This window comes from Acinetobacter halobius (genome assembly GCF_044130335.1).
Lineage (GTDB): Bacteria > Pseudomonadota > Gammaproteobacteria > Pseudomonadales > Moraxellaceae > Acinetobacter.
This window is the reverse complement of sequence record NZ_JBIQOD010000010.1, coordinates 1-18,438: the sequence shown is the minus strand read 5'-3', so window position 1 is coordinate 18,438 and position 18,438 is coordinate 1. Positions and strand designations below refer to the sequence as shown.

At 41.3% G+C, this 18,438-nt stretch carries 9 protein-coding genes; all 9 read right to left on the bottom strand.

The window, feature by feature from the left end:
• Window positions 1-53 precede the first annotated feature (53 nt).
• Entirely contained in the window at window positions 54-2,780 is a 2,727-nt protein-coding gene (locus ACE01U_RS10115; protein ID WP_395579381.1) for a DUF7507 domain-containing protein, read from the bottom strand.
• Between the two features lie 46 nt (window positions 2,781-2,826).
• Window positions 2,827-3,321, bottom strand: coding sequence for a hypothetical protein (locus tag ACE01U_RS10110; RefSeq protein ID WP_086210375.1), 495 nt, complete (start codon window positions 3,319-3,321; stop codon window positions 2,827-2,829).
• Window positions 3,322-3,825: 504 nt separating this feature from the next.
• The gene (locus ACE01U_RS10105; protein ID WP_395579380.1) at window positions 3,826-7,644 is read right to left on the bottom strand and encodes a prealbumin-like fold domain-containing protein; all 3,819 of its coding nucleotides are present in this window, start codon (window positions 7,642-7,644) and stop codon (window positions 3,826-3,828) included.
• A gap of 49 nt (window positions 7,645-7,693) precedes the next feature.
• Complete coding sequence (locus ACE01U_RS10100) at window positions 7,694-10,351, bottom strand: hypothetical protein (RefSeq protein ID WP_395579379.1); 2,658 nt, start codon at window positions 10,349-10,351, stop codon at window positions 7,694-7,696.
• A gap of 15 nt (window positions 10,352-10,366) precedes the next feature.
• A complete protein-coding gene (locus ACE01U_RS10095) occupies window positions 10,367-12,871 on the bottom strand; it encodes an isopeptide-forming domain-containing fimbrial protein (RefSeq protein ID WP_395579378.1) in 2,505 nt (834 codons plus the stop codon).
• 486 nt (window positions 12,872-13,357) lie between these two features.
• On the bottom strand, window positions 13,358-13,501 hold the full coding sequence (locus ACE01U_RS10090) for a methionine/alanine import family NSS transporter small subunit (RefSeq protein WP_086210379.1): 144 nt from the start codon (window positions 13,499-13,501) through the stop codon (window positions 13,358-13,360).
• Window positions 13,502-13,511: 10 nt separating this feature from the next.
• Window positions 13,512-14,990: a sodium-dependent transporter gene (locus ACE01U_RS10085; RefSeq protein ID WP_086210380.1), complete on the bottom strand. Its 1,479-nt coding sequence runs from the start codon at window positions 14,988-14,990 to the stop codon at window positions 13,512-13,514.
• Window positions 14,991-15,963: 973 nt separating this feature from the next.
• Entirely contained in the window at window positions 15,964-16,527 is a 564-nt protein-coding gene (locus ACE01U_RS10080; protein ID WP_395579377.1) for a DUF4256 domain-containing protein, read from the bottom strand.
• A gap of 134 nt (window positions 16,528-16,661) precedes the next feature.
• Window positions 16,662-18,020: an MFS transporter gene (locus ACE01U_RS10075; protein ID WP_086210382.1), complete on the bottom strand. Its 1,359-nt coding sequence runs from the start codon at window positions 18,018-18,020 to the stop codon at window positions 16,662-16,664.
• Window positions 18,021-18,438 lie beyond the last annotated feature (418 nt).

The following is an 18,438-nucleotide window of genomic DNA, read 5'->3' as shown; positions in this document are numbered from 1 at the left end:
TAGGCACGAAAAAATGCCTATCCACAAAAGTTGTTATTAATGTTATGGCTTAATTATTGTCCATCGACCTTGACGCTGAACTTCATCGTCACGGTTTCAGAAGGTGCCAAGGCAAATTTCGAAGACTTCAAATTATTTGTAGTATTCGTCACTGTCCCTTTTGACACAGGTTCTAAAGCCGCAACTGGCGTTGAGCCCAAAGTGGTGTAACTTGGCACTGCATCGGTAATTTCAACATCAGTTACTGCTTGGTTACCGTCGTTCACCGCTTTAATTTGGTAAATGATACAAGCACCTGGTTTTGCCTGAAGAGTCGAAGTACCAAAGCTACCATCTGGCGTACCATCACAAGCAGCATCAAGTGCTTGTAGTTTTTCCAAACGTACCTGACCAATGTTGACTGTGGTCTTGTCTGTTACAGTAACTGCTGTTGGAGCTACCGTACCATTGAGATCACCTGTCGGCGTTACCGTAATGATCGACAAGTCGGCCTGACCTGCTGTTGCATTACTTGGCGCTTCAACTTTGACCAAGATGTTGATACTTTCTTTTGGAGAAAGACCATCTGCACCGTTAGTTGCCGTTAACCATGCATTAAGGTCAGCACCTGTAACCAACTCACTCGCATCTGCAATACCGTCATTGTTTTTATCAACATAAACAGAAGTTACAAAGCCTGTGTTTGATGGATCATGCGTAACTGTAAACGGAAGTGTGCTACCACCAGAAACACCCTCCACAACGTTACCGTTGTTGGTTAAAGTGTGTTTATAAACAATGGTACCACCTGGTGCTACCTGACCTTGTTGGTCGGCCAAGAACGACAGTCCACGTACTGCTTCTACCGTCAAGTGATCTTTCATCTTGTCGGTTAAGCCTGTCGCAGGAGAGTTAATCGTAAAGACGATATCTTGGCTATTAGTAGGAGTCGCATCCGCTGAAGGTGTTACTTTGGCACAGAAATAAGCCGTTGCATTTGGCTGAATTGCGCCTGTGTTGGTTACTTTAGTTGATGTACATACACCACTTGAGTCCGCAACAAAGTATTCAACTGTCCAACCAGATGGCAATGCTTGCTCAGTACCAAAGTTATAGTTATCTGATGTTGAACCATGATTTGTTACAGCAATAGGGAACGTAGCCGCCACACCAGGTTTAGTTGTTACGGTAGTTACAACATTACCAGAAACGTAAGCACCCTCACCCGTTAAGCCTGTATCGTCTTCAGTATAGTTTTTATTACCTTTACCGTTACTTAAATCGACTTTTGACGCTGTGATATTGGTAATTCTTAAAGTCACCGTATCTGAAGATGCAGGGGCATGTACAGGTGTAATGGTTAAGATTGTATCTAGACCAGGTGCTGTAATCGGGCCTGTATAACCATTTGGCAAAGTAATACGTGCAGAGATTTCAAGATGACCACCAGATGCCAATGGACCACTATCCACACTTGCATCACCATTAGTATCAGTTAATGGGGTATTACCATCTGATTTTAATAGCTCAACAATAGAACCCGCAGGTAATGCAGATTTATTAACTGTAATGTTATAGGTTTCAGATACGTTACCCAGATTGTGAATCCAGATATCTTCTGTAGAGCTTGAGGCACCAAATAAAACAGGAGAACCTTGTACTGCTGTTGTAGTGATCAAGTCATCTTTAGCGGTATTACCAGATACTTTTTGTGCATCCGAATAAGTATCGGTCGCGTTATCGTTGATCGTACCTGTATAAGTAGACTGTACAGTGACATCATACGGGTTAGTTGGTTGAGAAGTCTCAGTGCCTGGACCATCTGGATCAAATGTCGCAATGTTGGTAATTTTTCCTGCAGGAGCGGTACTATCTACCGTCACTTGGAAGGTTAATTTGCCCGTACTGTTGCGCGCCACAGAAGCAAGCACCAACTGCACTTTATTGCTCGTAAATTCGTATTTCGCTGCTGCCGCCGCTTCATCACCAGTCGCATCGGTCAATGCCGCAGTCTGACCACTCCAACGTGCTGAACCTGCAACATAAGTCACACCTGTAGGTAAAACGTCTTCAATAGTTAAATTGGTTGCGTCTGCATTACCCGTGTTTTTATAGGTTAATTCATACGTTACAGTATCGCCACGTGCCACTGCCGTTACATTGGCAGACTTCGTCACTTGAATGACCGCACCTGAAACAATCGTTACGGTGTCCGTATTCTTTTTGGTTTTGTCTGCTACGACAGTAATGTACGTGCTTGCTGCAGACAGTTCTAATTGACCCGTATTGCCAGCTGTAGCTGTTGCGGCTGTTGTACCAACCACCACCAAGCCTACAGACTCACCAGCATTTAAAGTCACTTTTTGCCCAGCCAAATTCGTACCATTGTCTGGCACACCATCCTTATTCGCATCTAAATAAATAGCAATGTTCGAGAAGTCAAAATTATCCCCTGTCACATTCGCTAAACTTAGCGTGAATTCATCCGTTCCGTTACCCGTATTGGTCAATACGTGCGATAAAGTCACTACACCATTCGGGTTAGCAGTTGCGGTACGGTTCTGCTCAAGTGTGAAGCTACCCACTTGTAATACAGTCGTTTTTACTTCATTTGACGTCACTGTACGTGTAGTCGATGTGCCATCCACATACGATGCCGTAGCAATGTTACTAATATTCGTTCCCGCAGCAGGTGCAGCTGCATGTGTGGCACCTGTAGCGAAGAAAGCAAAGCCACCTAGAACTGTCGCAATAGACAAATAAAGGTTATTTCGCTTTGTTGTTTTCAAATTCATAGACATGAAAGTCCCCCGACTCCATCGGAATGATGTGTGTGAAATTTAGAAATTAATCGTTTGAAGTATTTACTTTGGCTTGTGCGCTGACCGTTACGGCTTTCTTTGCAGGTAGTTCAGCAATTTGCCACTGTAGAGCGCGGTATTCTTTCAATGGGACATTGACTAATTTGCCGTCTACTTTTTTCTTTAATGGCATTGCGGCAAAGTTGACCCCATCTGTGCTTGCTAGTGCACCTGAAGGTAAACTTGAACCCAAATATTGAGTATCCGCAGGGATAGGCAATGTTGCTTTTAAGCTTTTGATATTCCCTGTGGTGTTGTTGGTATAAGTCGCACGATATTCAATGACATCCTGCGGCTTAATCGAGTCTGCAGCTTTAAACTGTGCATTCCCTTTGTTATCGACAACTTTTTTGAAAGCTTTAAGCTGAATAGAGACTGGCTCATTATTGGTTGCTGCAGCTACAGCCATCGCATTGGCTGCAACTCCAACAAACATCAGAGCAATTGTCATTTTTTTCAGCATAGAATTTTTGTTTAACATGATTTTATCCATTGCAAACCAATGCGAATTTTTTGTGACACTAATCACTTTCTTTTAAATTAATGCAACAAATCTCAATGCAATATTAAACAAAAAACACACAAACAACCATACATTATTAAAAAAAAATGTTAACTGGTTCTCCTTAATAAAATATAAATGGATATATACAGTCACACAATAATATTTATCTTATTGTTATTTATTAATATTTATTTTTTTGGTGAGTTTACACAAGGCAACATTGCTGTGTGATACAAAAACTTACATATATAAAAAAATACAAAATGTGTAACTCTAGCCTGAATTTGTGCTTTTTATGTGCCACTCTATTGCATAAAATAGGAGCAATACCTGTCTTAAAATCACTCACATCAAATCTTCCATTTAATATATTTTTCAAACAAATACGCACAAATACCACTGAAAAAATATCAAGACGGATGGATAAAAAAAAGCCCCTTTATCTTACTCAGAAAAGGGGCTTTTCACTGCTCAGATGAACTAATTTGGAATCCTGACACAGAAACCAACTTGTCCTTTTTGCTTCGGTGCTAACACACCTGGAATCGTCCATTTTAACTGCCCTGAACTTTCCTGAGTTTGACACCCAGATGCCGTACAAGACATCGTTCCATAGACCGTACCAATTGGAACACTATCCTTTAAAACAATATCAACTAAATTTTTATTTGAATTATTGGTATAGGTGATTTGGTATTCTAAATAATCCCCTTTTGTTGCTTGGTTCGATACTGTAAATGGCGTTGTCTCATTACTCGGTGCTGGGCATGCTGTCGTTTTACGAACCAGTTTACTGATGTTTAAGCCAGCCGTTCCAATCGTCGTAATATCATTGACACTATTCGTTTCCTTCAGCGTTGCTGCAGTATAAGAGGCTTTTGCGTTCACTTTAAAGCTAGCAATGAAACGATCTCCTCCTTGAGCTGTTGTCGGAGAAATCACACGCTGAATCAAACAGACTTTTTCATTAGCTTTCATCGTTCGGCTCGCAAGCAAACTCTCGCCTTGATCTAACTGCCCATTACAGTTGCTATCCACATAAACCAAACTCTGCCAAGGCTGATTATTAGCGGGCTGTTGTTCTTTAGTTTCCGTTAGCGTTTGAACATTCATCACACTCTTAGCAGTTAACTCGTGTGGATAATCCACCACATCTCCCGCCACAATGGTTTTTTGTCCATTTTGGGTGAGAACTAACTGCAACTCGGCATCCCCAAATAAGAAGCCGTCATAACTGGTGACATTGTTCGCTTTAGGAATAGTGAACTGATCATTGCTGCTATCAGCGGTCGCTGTGACCGTGCTTGCTTTTGCAGAACTTACCGAGTCAAAACCTGTCACATTACGTTGTACAAGACAAACATTACTACGTCCAGAAAAGACATCTTGTAATGTTTGGATTTTAAAATCGCCATTTGCATTCGTTGTAGTCGAGGCTAGAACCGTTTTGGTACTGCAGTCTTGCAACTCAACCACACTACCCGCTATGCCCACTTCACCTGTATCTACAACAGCGTTATAAGCCTTAGATGTATCTGAGGTCGTTCCGCTATTGTCATTAAACACTCGTCCAGAGAATACATAGCCAGCATTTTTGCTGTTGGTTACACGACAAACAAACTTGGACGCAAATTTCACATTCGCTGCTGGAATCGTTTGAGTCAACCCACTTAAACTACCCAAATTACCTGTACTATTGCCCGAAACAGCTGTATTCGTATCCGTACACTCTACCGTCTTGAGCGAATATAGCGTTGAGGCAGATTCAGCAAAACTAATTGCGGTATTCGGTGTCGCATAAGCCAATAAAGAACCTTGCTCGACAGGAGATGTACTTTTCTTTAAGCGTACCGATTGTGCCGTTCCAACCACTGTTGTCACCACCTCACCACTGGTAATAGTTTCAGCATTGCTATTGGTCAAATTTGTAAAAGAGCCAAAGTTGAAGCTATCTGTGCCATTTTCAGATACTTTGTTTATCGCAAACGTTGGCTTTAAACAGGCATTGACTTCATTTAAACCAATACCAATATCATCCCCTGCAACACCAGAACTGGCATAGCTCTGAAACTCTGTGCTCACGACTTTTACACTTGTCACTGTCGTCGGCAATGTAATGGTAAAATTAATTGATCCAGGATCGGTTTGGTAAGACGTCAAAGCATATTCTGCTTGTGCAACTTGTGCTCCATTTAAGGCATTAAAAGTTGCCGTAGTGTTTGAACTTTTACCTGGGGTAACCAACACTGCATAAATAACGCCATCAACCAGCACTCGCATAGTTACACCTGTCGTATTACTACGCGGGCTACCATAAGACCAACTGAGTCGACCTTTTACTTGTAAAGCACCATTTGCTCCTGTGCCATACATCACCGTATTGGGAAGTATGCTTGGATTAGTCCCCGCCGTTTTCAGATCATAACTCTTAGCGGTCAACGTGTTATCAGCATCGTAGCTGGTAAATGCGGTATTCGAGACAAGATTGACAGCCTGACTAGATAGACACTGATTTTGCGAGTTTCCAGTTGTAATGGGCGTATTCTGCGTAATGGTCATGTTCGCAGTTGCACTGTTGTTAGCAGAGTTTCGGTCAAAAACAGTGGTTGAAATAGATGCCGTATTGGCTACAGCCCCAGCTTTATAAGCCAATCCTGTTATGGTGAACTCTAAATAATTGACATCTTTCCCATTTGCGGGCAGGTTCAACCCAGTCGCAGTTAAACTATTGCTACTTTCTGAAGTGACCATATTTGCAGTTGTTGGGCAAACAGCCGTGCCATACTTGGTACATGTCCAACTTAAACCCGCAATATTTGCAGGAACAGTATCTGTTAATATCGCATCGGTAACTGCCAATGCACCATTATTCCAAGCTTTAATCGTATATTTAACAACATCGCCCGTATTGTAAGTGGCTTTTTCTGATGTTTTTGAAACTTCTAAGTCGGCAGAGGCAAGGACGGTATCTTGGTCTGCTGTTGTACATGCACCTGTGGTGGAGTTAAATGAACGGGTAATACCGTTTGCATTTAAGGTCGTACAACTAACACCAGTGGATGAACCAAGTGTTGGCAGTTCAACTGTCGCTGTATTAGTAACTGTACTGCCTGCGGCCGCATCCACACGTGCAGTAACTAAAATTTCATAGAATTCACCAGCAGCTAAAGCTCCAGTATCAATCGAGCCCAAACCACTGAGAGCTGGGGCAGTGGTACATTTATTATTGGCAACTGTACTACAGGCCACAGCTGTGGCGGTTAAGCCTGTCCCGACTACATCTTTCAGCAAGGTTCCTGTATACGTATCAGGCCCAGTGTTGGTCACACGAACGGTATAGATCGTTGAGTCACCTGAATAGACTTGAGTTTTACCATTGGTTTTAGAAACAACTAAATCCCCAACCATCGAGTCAACACTAGAACTGCTAAACACAAAAGCATCCTGCAATGCAGTACCTGTTGTTGAGCTTTCCGTAATTACTCCAGTAGTTCGGTCTGTTTTAAAATAAACATTAAATTTTAGAACTGTAATAGGTGCAGATGTTAAAACTTGGATACTACCGCTAGCCCCACCATTTGACGCACTCGCTCCCAATACAGAAGATGTATTTCTTATCTCACCATTATTGGTTACAGAGAAATTTACACCAGATAACGCATATACACTGCTAATATTTGCAGTAGTAGTTAATTTGAACTGAGCAGATATCCCTAACAAAATTTCACCAGTACTCGTTAGTGTACGGACAGCGCCTAAGCCTGATATATTAATCACTGGATTCCTAACGGGTCTATCCCACGTTAAAGTAACTTCTCCTACTTGATATCCCAATCCTCCATTTACATTAGCCGTATTGGCTGGACTACCCAAAAACTTACTTGTATCTGCTGTCATCCGTAAACCATAGTTTGAATTTACATCAATACCTTGTCCCGGCAGTGTTCGGGTTGAAGAAAAGTGGGAATTACTTGGGCTTCCTTGATCAACTAATTTTGGGAAAACTGTAAGATTAGTTGCACCAAAGGAAAGTGCAGGGTTGTTATTTGAATCGTAGAGTTGATTCGTTAATGTGTAATCAACATTGATTTTTGGAAAATAATTTAAGGAACCAGTATTATCATTCGGGTTATTTGCATTAAATACATAGGTATTTCTTTGTGCTGATACTGTCGCTCCCACATAAGGTGTTCCTGTATAGGAATTCGACATAATCTCAAGTGTAGGCGTTGCAGCATTTACAAGCGTGACAAAAAGTAAACTCGTAATGAATAATGACAAAGTACGAAGTGTGTGCATGAGTTTGAGCATCTGTGAATGCGTAGCACTGCAATTCCTTGCTTGTTTATTAATTCCCCACATATTTCACCCCAAACTCTAAGCTATGACTTTCATTGCTTTTTATTGCCGCAACTGAACCCTTAATTGCACCCGACTGTCCAAGTGTAGGCGCGCTGAGCGAACCAGACTCACAACTTGTACAAGTTGGTGCTTTACTCATCACCATCGCTTCAGGGGTGTAATCATAAAAATTAAATCGCCCAATGGCCGAAGCCCCCAAGTTTTTCACTGTCAATTGGTACAAAACACATTGCCCAGAACCATCTGAATTACGCGTGATCGGTAACACATTTGAGGTATACGCCGTATCCGCTACACCATCACAATTATTATCCTTGGCTTGTAATTTAGTTAGACGCACAGGCGCACTGGTGATGGTGGTAATATCTGTTGCTGTGTCTAATAACGTACCTGCACTATTTTTTAGGCTAATCACAGAGGTATTTACCACTCCGACCGTGTTATATGCGGTATTCTCAACTTTATTAAAAATACGAATCTGTGCTTTGCTGCTAAGAATAGAAGCATTCACAATAGATAAGTTTTGAATAATCGGGTCAGACGCGTCTAACTGCCCATCATTATTGGCATCATAATAAAGTGTTGTTGTAAAACCAGTTCGATCATTCACTATGCTTAAAGTATCTGTTGTAGATAGCACAGACGTTCCCCACGGTTTTAAGGTGTGGGTATAAACAATACTGCCCCCCGGTGCAATTTGCCCTCGCAAATCAGGTTCTAAACTCACACCCCCTTGACTCGCATTTGAGTTAATCGTAATGGTGTTTTGAATCACGTCATAACCATTACTTGGCGCTGAGGTCGGCAAACTAGAAGAAGCCACTTTAAAATAAATTGGAATCGGTTGTGTTGTCGTTTTGGCATCTGCCCGAATTTCAACCACGGCACAATACAACTGTGACTCGCCGTTGTTGAGCAAACGCGTTGAAGCAATTTCTGCCCCAAGTACCGAACAGTCTGTAGTCGATGTAGCAAAATAGCGTACCGAGCTGACATCGCTTGGCAGTGCCACAGTTGCAAAATTATTGTCCGCATCAGCGCTAAAGTTATATGTGGTCGCTTGACCTGTATGGCGTACCGTGAGTGGAAACACCACCGTTTGATTGTTTGCCGCAGCTAAGGTTTTCCACGGCGAACCTCCATTCGACACATTGCCATTTCCTGTACCATTTGCGCTGGTTTCTGGACTATTCATCAAGTCCACCAGACGAGAAGCTGTACTTTGAATCAACGATGTCTGATCTTGTACTGTATCTGTTTTACTACTGTCCGCAATTGATTGTGCTTTAGGTACAATGCTATAGGTCGTGTTGGCTGTATCCACAAAATCCGCGGGGAATGTAAGCTTTACAATAATCGGAAGCTTCGCGCCCGCATCGAGTGACCCCGTATCAACAATGCCGTCATTGTTACTATCAAATAGTGGCGTAACACCATCTGCACGATAGAGTTCCAACACACTGCCTGCGGGTAAATTATGGCTGTTAAAACTTAAATTAAACCGATCAGCCACCGTTCCTGTATTCCAGACATAGTTTTCAAAGACAACTGTTCCACCACTACTCACCGCTGATTTAGTTAGTGTATCTGCGCCACTAACACTATTTGCATCAGCATTGATCACCACCCCATAAATCGGCTTAATGGTTAATACGGCGGTGTTCGACTGTGTGCTTAAATTTACTGTTGTGGAAAGACCGTCATGGTCATAGTCCATATTGGCCAAGTTTGGAATTTCACCCGGCGCTGTACGCGCCACGCGAACACGGAACTCAATATAACCTTGCGCATTGGCAGGTACATTGGTGATCTGTGCGCGAATCGTTTTACCATCCGTATCAAGATAATAATTGATGCCTGTCGGATCATTTGTCCCTGTCGCAGAATTCAGTGCTTGTCCATTCCAGTTTTCATTACCCGTGACATAGGTCAATTGCGTCGTATCCAACAGGTCGCTGATATTGACTACACCACTGTTATTGCCGTTATTAAAATAAGTTAAACGAACCGTTGCAATATCACCATTTACGACGCTTGTTTTATCAAAACTCTTGGTTAAGCTTAAAACCGCCTGATCGGTGATACGAGATGTATCAATATTATTTTGACTCAGGCTCGGCTGTTGTGTAGACGTCGCTACGAGTTGAATCTGACTGGTGCTATTTACGGCTGCTGTTGAAGGGATGATTGCTTTAATAATCAGGGCAACCGCTTCGCCAGCATTTAAGCTATATTGGGTAATTGGTGTCGTATTATCTGGGACACCATTGCGATCTGCATCCAAATAAATTTCAATATTGTTATGGGTAAAACTGCCACCTGTAACTTGACTTCCCAATAAATTATAAAGATCGCGTTCATTGCCTGTATTGGTTAAAATATGGTGATAATAAACCGCCTGACCCGGACGTACATATTCCGTGCGGTTATCCTTTAAACTGAGGTTATAAACTGGAATCACCGTCGTTTGAACCAAGTTGGAACGTGCCACTTGAACTACGGTAGAGCCTTCTTCTTTGTATTCACCCACCGCCATGTTACTGATAACCAAAGCATCAGCTAAAACCCACGTCGACGCAGTTGCCCCCAATAAGCCCAACATCGCCATACGCAAATTTCGAATCATTTTCTTTTCTGCAAACATTTTCCGAACCTACGCTTAAGGGTTAACACGAATAACAAAGTAGAAATTGGCTTCTTGATTTGGATCTAAACTACTCACCAAAGCGGAAACTTTGTCACCTGAAGATAAATTTGTTCCAGTCGGAACAATGACTGGCGTGCCTACTAGGCTGGTATAGGCTGGGACAACATCATTAAATTGCACATTTTTCACCACGGAACTACCATCATTTTTCAGCGTTAGCTTATACACTACACACTGGTTCGGCTTAACCGAAACCAACTGAGTGGAATAACTTAAAGATGCTAAATTACTGGTTGTACAGCTACTATTCACAGCTTGTGTTTTCAGTAGTTGCAGATGCCCTGTTGCAACCGTGGTTACGTCAGTATTTTTTAAGTTCTCTAAATGAATGCCATTAAAGTCAGAAATCTCGACTAAAATATCAGCCTGACTCACGACCCCTTCCGTTGCAGAAGGCGCTGCTTGAACTTTGAGTAATAACTGAATATCAGCCTGAGCCACTAAACCCGCACTGCCCAAAAGCTGATTTAAACTGGTTGTTGCGCTTATAATTTGGTCTGCACTATCAATTTGACCATTTTTATTCGCATCATAATAAAGGGTATAAACAAAGCCATCATTTTTCAGTGGAACCACTTTCAAATTCACTTGAGAACCAGCGTTTGCACCTTCTGCCATATTGCCCAAATTCTTTAAAGTATGCGCATAGACAATTGTGCCGCCCACACTTACCTGACCTTGCTGATCATTGGTTAACGTGAGTAAGCGTGCCACATTACTTTCAATTTGGTTCTTAATGGAGTCCGCTTGTTGATTGACAGGTGATTGAATCGCAAACCAAATTGGTGCTGTAAAATTCTGTTGGCTTGCATCAACATCAACCACCGCACAATAGCTCTTGCTCGCACCCGCAGCTAAAGTACCTGTATTGGTAATCTGCTTACCCACCGTTTGACAGCTGGCATCTCCCTCATAAAATTTGACGCTAAAACCCGTTTTACTGGTCGGCATGATATTGGCTACATCAATCACGCTAAATGAAGCATACACATTATAGTTATTGGCTTGAGTTGAATTATTCTTTGCCACCAAAGGAAAAACGGCTTTCCCGGAAACCACTTTAACGGTCCGCAAAGGTTGGCCTGCATTATCCACAACACCCACACCTAATCCCGACTGATCGGCGTTGTATAAGTCACTACTGCTGGATGCTGCTGTTAAGCTTGTAATTTGGTTTCGAATTGGGTCAGAGGCGGAACTCGAAGCAATGGATGTCGCAACCACATCAATATTGATATCACTGACACTGCTGGTACAACCCGTAGAAGCAGACACCCCAAGCTGAATTTGTTTCACTGCTGCATTGGAAATTGAACCCGTATCCACTTTACCGTCGCCATTGGTATCTGTGAGTAAGGTTTTTCCATCCTGTGTGTAAAAATTAACTTTGGCACAGCTAGGCAAATTACTTGAGCTATAGCTTAAATTATAAGTATCTGTCGTATTACCAACGTTCCAAACATAGTTGTTAAAGAAAACTTCTTGGCCGGGTTTTAAACTGGCTTGGATCACCAAGTTGTCTGGACTGCTATTCGGGTTGCCTAAGTTCGTTGCTGAACTAGATTTATTATTTAAAACCACACCATAGACAGCCGCCAAGTTATAAATCACGGTATTGGAAAAACTACTTAGTTTTACAGTGGTGTTATCCGTGTCATATTGCACAAAACCTGCTGTGTTTGGAATTTTATTGGCAGCACCTTGTTTGACTTTGGCTTTAAAACTGAGTGTGCCTGATGTGAGTGGTGCAACCGCTGCAATATTCGCTTCGAGACTCTTTCCATCCGCTTTGAGCTGATAAGCAATCCCTGTATTGGCCGATGCTTCTGTATCATTAGCATCGGTTAATGCCGTGGTATTTTGGTTCCAGATTGCTGAACCTGCGACATACTCTAAAGAATCATCCAATACATCTTGTAATACCACACGACGTGTTGCTGTCCCTGTATTTCGATAGGTCAAGGTATAGGTAATCTGATCCCCTATATTTCCTTCGCTTACACTCTGGGCCTTCATCAGTGAAATCACAGCATCATCGACTACGCGAATCGTATCTGTGACTTGTGCAGAAAGCGTCGTATTTTGCTGGCTCACCGCTTTAAGTTCTAAACTACTGAGCTGATTAAACGACACACTGGTCGGAATACTGCCCACTATTACGATAGCTAAAGATTGACCCGCATTGAGCTCAATTGAACCTATCAATAAGTCTTCGGTATTGTCTGGTAAACCATTTTGATCGCGGTCTGCATAGACCTTAACATTACTTAAATCAAAATTATCGCTATTAGTTTGCACCAAGCTAAGTGAATATTGATCAGTCGTGTTACCCGTATTGGTTAACACATGTGGAAGGTTTACCACGCCACCTATCACACCATATTGGTTTTGATTTTGTACTAAAGTTAGTGCATAGGTTTTTTGCACTTCCAATGCCACAGGATTGGAATTAACCAATAAGACATTCCCCATCTCATCAGTATAGTCCCCAGACGCAACGTTAGAAATATAGCTTCCAGGCTGCGGAAATGCGTGTGCTTCTAATGAAAAAAAAAATATAAACGTCAGAGCAGAAAATTTCTTTTTGTTAATTTTCATATGAATTAGCCAGCAAAAGTACAAACTATGTCACAATTCTATACTATTTTGTATCATAGTTGTTATTGTGTTTACACATTTATGAGATAAATTTTGTACAGCGCCATTTCGCAATTTATCCATCATTCAAAGCTGGTCGAACTACAGATATAAATGACCGATATATCCAACTCAACATCCCCCCTTCAGCCACTTACAGCCTCCAAAGCAGAAGGCAGATAAAAGCAAACCCTGATGGCTACCCTATCCGCTTTGCGCAAAAAACAACGCCCAATGAAATTCATTGGGCGTTGATGTGGAACAAGACTCAATCTAATTCAAAACTAAGCCTTCTAGCGAATAAGCTTACAACGTATGTTGATCCTTGACATCTTCAAGAACATCATCGAGCTCTTCTGGATTTTTCATTAAATGTAGAATAGACAAAATCAGCCCACCCCATAAAAATACCATTGAAATAATCATCATCACGATTGCTGAAGTATTCATATATGCTCTCCTAGCGATCTTTCATTTTACTGAGTATGACTGCAACAACAGCACAGAAAATCACACTGCCCCACCCAAAGACGCCTTGTAGACTCATGCTATAAGTATCGTAACCATTTTTCACCAAGTTAAATACAGTCATGCTCAACGTGATTAATAAGATCAGCGAAGTAATAACTGTTAAAGTGAAATCCCAGCCTTTACCCAATTGAATGGTCGAAATACGGTTTACGTGATCACGAAGCTCACGTAAAGCAGAGCGCTTAAACCAAGCCACACTGATAATCGACAACAATGCACCACCGATAATCCCAATATTATTGATAAAGTGATCCACGATATCTACCAATTTAATCGCATTCACACTTGAGAATAAGATCACCGATACCAGTGCACTACCACCACCAATAATGGTCACTGCTTTTTTACGGCTCCATTTTAGCTTGTCCTGCATCGCAGCAATTGGTACTTCCAAGATACTCACCATGGAAGAAATACCTGCGACAAACAATGACGAGAAGAACAACAGACCGAATAAATCAGCACCTGCACCCAAGCTTGAAATGATTTTTGGAAACGCAATAAATGCCAGACCAATACCACCACTGACGACATCTTGTACTTCTTTACCCGCCGCATGTGCCATAAAGCCCAATGCTGCAAAAATACCAATACCCGCCAAGATTTCAGTTGAAGCATTGGCAAAACCAACGATCAGACCCGAACCCGTTAAGTTAGTTTTCGGCTTTAAGTAAGAGGAATATGTCACCATGATCCCGAAGCCAACGGAAAGCGAGAAGAAAGTATGACCATAAGCCGCCAACCACACTTTATAGTCCATCATCGCCGACCAGTTCGGTGTAAAGAATGCATTTAAGCCTTCTGCTGCACCTGGTAAACGGAGCGATTGCACCACTAAAATGGTGAATAAAACAAATAACAGAGGCATGAAAATCTTATTCGATAATTCCACACCTTTTTTCACCCCACCAAACAAAATAATTAAGGTCAGTGCCCAAATTCCCACGATTGGCCAAAATAAATGGCTCACAAACTGTAAATCGAAACCCGTTGCTTTCGACGTTTGTAAGTAGGTATTAAAGAAGAAACTTTCAGGGTCGCTGCCCCAAGCCTGACCAATCGAGAAGTAAACATAGCTTCCCGCCCACGTCAGTACGCTGGCATAGTACAAACCAATGATGATACACACACAGACTTGCCACCAACCTAATGTTTCACCGCCTTTAAACAAAGCCCGATAGGCTTTAGGGGGAGAACCTGTACTGCGATGCCCTGTTGCATAGTCTAAAAATAACAGGGGTAAACCTGCCGTAATCAACGCCAATAAATAGGGGATAAGAAAGGCACCACCGCCATTTTCATAAGCAACATAAGGGAAACGCCAAATATTACCTAAGCCTACAGCCGAACCTACAGCTGCAATAATAAAACCAGATCGTGATGTCCAGTTTTCACGAGTTCCTGACATAAAACACCTAAACCTAGACACTTTTTAACTGCTTTTTATTTGCTTATCTCGCAAGTAAAAAGTGCCATACAATATTAATCTTGAGTGTTTGATTTAGCTTCGACCTTTTGGGTACCCGGTTCTAAATGACAAACAGAGAAGTTTTCACAAGACCTTGGTTAAAGTGTGTCGATTAAACTTCCCTTTTATATGGTTCAACAATACTCACTTTTATAAAAATATTCTGTAATTTCTGCTTCAAATATTCCATTTTTATAATATGTACTGATTCAACCGTTCAATTTATCAGCTTATTTATTGTACTGTTTTGGTTATGAATTAACAAACTTTTTAGAATGATTTGTTTCCGTTATTTATTAGCTAAACTATTTAGAGGAATCACAAAAGCCAAAGTAGCAATGAGCACATCTCATATATTCTAATTATCTCTATTACGCCATATTTGAAAAATATATTTTTCACGTTTTTATTCAAATATTCTCAGAGAAGAAGATAAACCCATGATCATGTGACCTATGTGTTAAAACCATAAACCATTGTCCTCCCCTTTATCTCACCTACATTATTCATATCCTCATTTCTTTAGTATCGAACAGATATTGAGCAGTCCATTTCATTCTGAATAAAATTAAAATTGCTTAAAATAGAAGCTCTCCAACATCAGTAGATCTTCTATGATCCCAAGTTAAACCGCTCCAAAAGCCTATTTATTTACATGAAGAATATCCCTATTTTATGAAAAAATCATTTTTGTCAGTTTAGGCTTACATGCATCGTCGTTAAACCCGCTATGACACACATCGCTCATCACGTATATTTAAAACATCAGGAGACAGGACGTTTCCCAAACGAAAAACAACAATAATCAGTTTGAGCATCAGGATGTGAGATATGACAGGAGTTGTATCTAAGCACTGAAATACAAAGAAACCTCGACAGGATGTCGGGGTTTCTTTTTATCTACCTATATATATTAAAGTTTAATATAGGTTCGAAAGCCTCGGCTTGCATAGTATGAGGCAGCACCATTGTGATAGCTAAATGTCCGCCCATAACGTCGATCACAGAAAATCGCTCCACCCTGTTGGCGTAGTTCATTTGGTGTTTCGACCCAACTGGATGTTTTCAAATCAAAACTGAACAATTGCTGTAAAGCATAATACTGAGATTCAGTCATAAGCATCACAGCATGTTCTTTAACCCAATCCATCACCGTATTTTCAGGAGGATGATCTTTACGCGTGAGTAAAGCCTCCTGGTCATAGCACATACTCCGCCGCCCTTTTGGCGATTCAAGTGCACAGTCAAAGAAATACAATGCTTGAGTATTCGGCAATACAGCCACATCTGGCTCACCACCACTAAGCTCCATGTGATGTAATGACCATAACTTATCTGGCTGCCTTAAAAGTTGTTCATGGATATCTGCCCAGTGGATATGCTCATGACGTTCCATATGTGTCTGAAAGCGTTGGTTCAAAATTTTGAATAGATTATTGGCTTGTTGAGGGTCGAGTTGCTGATGCACTTTAGTCATTCTTCTTATCCTGCTTATTTTAAGCATCTATGAGCATAACATTGGCCATGCAAATTGAGCACATCACTCCCATTACGCTGTTGTTCAAAAATAAAAGGCCCTCTGTTTGAGAGCCTTTTATTTCATTCATATCATCAAGATGGTGCCTTGACTGAACTTGAAACTTTCACTTGAGACGTTACAGTTTCTTCAGCGTTATTCAGACGAATGAAAGAGACGGCAATTGCAGCAATAATTGCTGGAATAGCAACTGCAATAAAGTTCATTTTATGCGGTAGCTCCATTCCCAGCAGCACCCCAATGACAATTGGTCCGACAATCGCACCAACACGCCCAATGCCAGATGCCCAACCTAAACCTGTTGAACGAACAGCCAGCGGATAATACTGCGCTACATAACTGTATAATAAAATACTACAGCCTATCGACGCAGCTCCTGCAAGAGCAACCAATAGATAAATCACAGGCTGGGGTGAATTAAAACCTAAACCAACAAGCGCGACTGCGCCAACAATCAACATACTGATAATGACAGGTTTCAAGTGGAAACGGTCTGCAAGAATACCCCCTCCTGCTGTTCCAATCACCGCACCAATATTCAAAGAAAGTAAAAACATCAAACTACTCCCCATCGAATAACCCGCAGCCATCATTAGTTTTGGTAACCAACTGCCTAAGGCATACACCATCAATAAGCACATGAAAAAGCAGCACCAAAATAAGATAGTGCCTCTAGCACGGCCATTCTTAAACAAGGCAGCGACAGACGCATCTGGCACTTTTGCTTCATTCAAGATTAAAACAGTATTTGGCGACACCGTCTCGTCAGGAACCAAACGTTGAATAATATTACGTGCTTTTTCAGTTTGTTGAGCTTTCACCAAAAAAGTGACTGATTCAGGTAAGAATTTCCATAAAATTGGGATAAAAAGTAATGGAATACCTGCAATGAAGAACATAATTTTCCAGCCAAACGTCGGGGTGAATGCTGCACCTAACAATGCCGCCATAATGCCACCCATGGCATAACCACTAAACATGGCTGTCACCAAAGTGCTGCGAAATTTTTGTGGAGCATATTCCGAAGTCAGCGCAACCAAATTAGGTAACACCCCGCCAATCCCAAGACCAGCAATAAAACGTAAAATACCAAACTCAGTAGGTGTTGATGCAAAACCACCTGCAAACGTGAAACCGCTAAACAAAGTGACACAGATAATAATAACTTTTTTTCGGCCAATTTTATCCGCCAACATCCCAAATAGCATTGCGCCAAACATCATACCTGCTAAAGCGGTACTGGCCAGCATACCAGCCTGTACTGCTGTCATTCCCCACTCTTTCATTAAGAGCGGTAAGGCAACGCCATTAATGGCTAAATCATAACCGTCAAATAAGACGACAAATAAACACCATAAAACAACCGTTAGATGAAAGGGTTTAAACTTCGCCTGATCGATTACAGCATTTACATTCATTGTTGTCGCTGTCATTTTTTCCTCACCTCCAATTGTGAGCTTTATTATAAAAAGTGAATCACTGTTCACTTTTATATAAAATGAATCATTATTCATTTTTTGTCTATAAATAAAGCAATCAAAACTGCACTTTTTGGAAAAACTAGACTAAAGTTGTATAAAAATGCGGTAAAACGATTTGCACTTCTTCAAATTCTTTGATAAATGGTAGATATTTCACATAATTTTAATTTATATAAATGTATTTTTGTATAATTTAGCGCATATTCTCCGCTCTCATTCTCTTCTTTCCTCTATATTTCGCTAACCGCATAATAAAAAAAGCCCCCTAACAATTAAGTTAGGGGGCTTTTGAATAATGAGCTGGCGATGACTTACTCTCACATGGCAAACGCCACACTACCATCAGCGCTAAGAGGTTTCACTTCTGAGT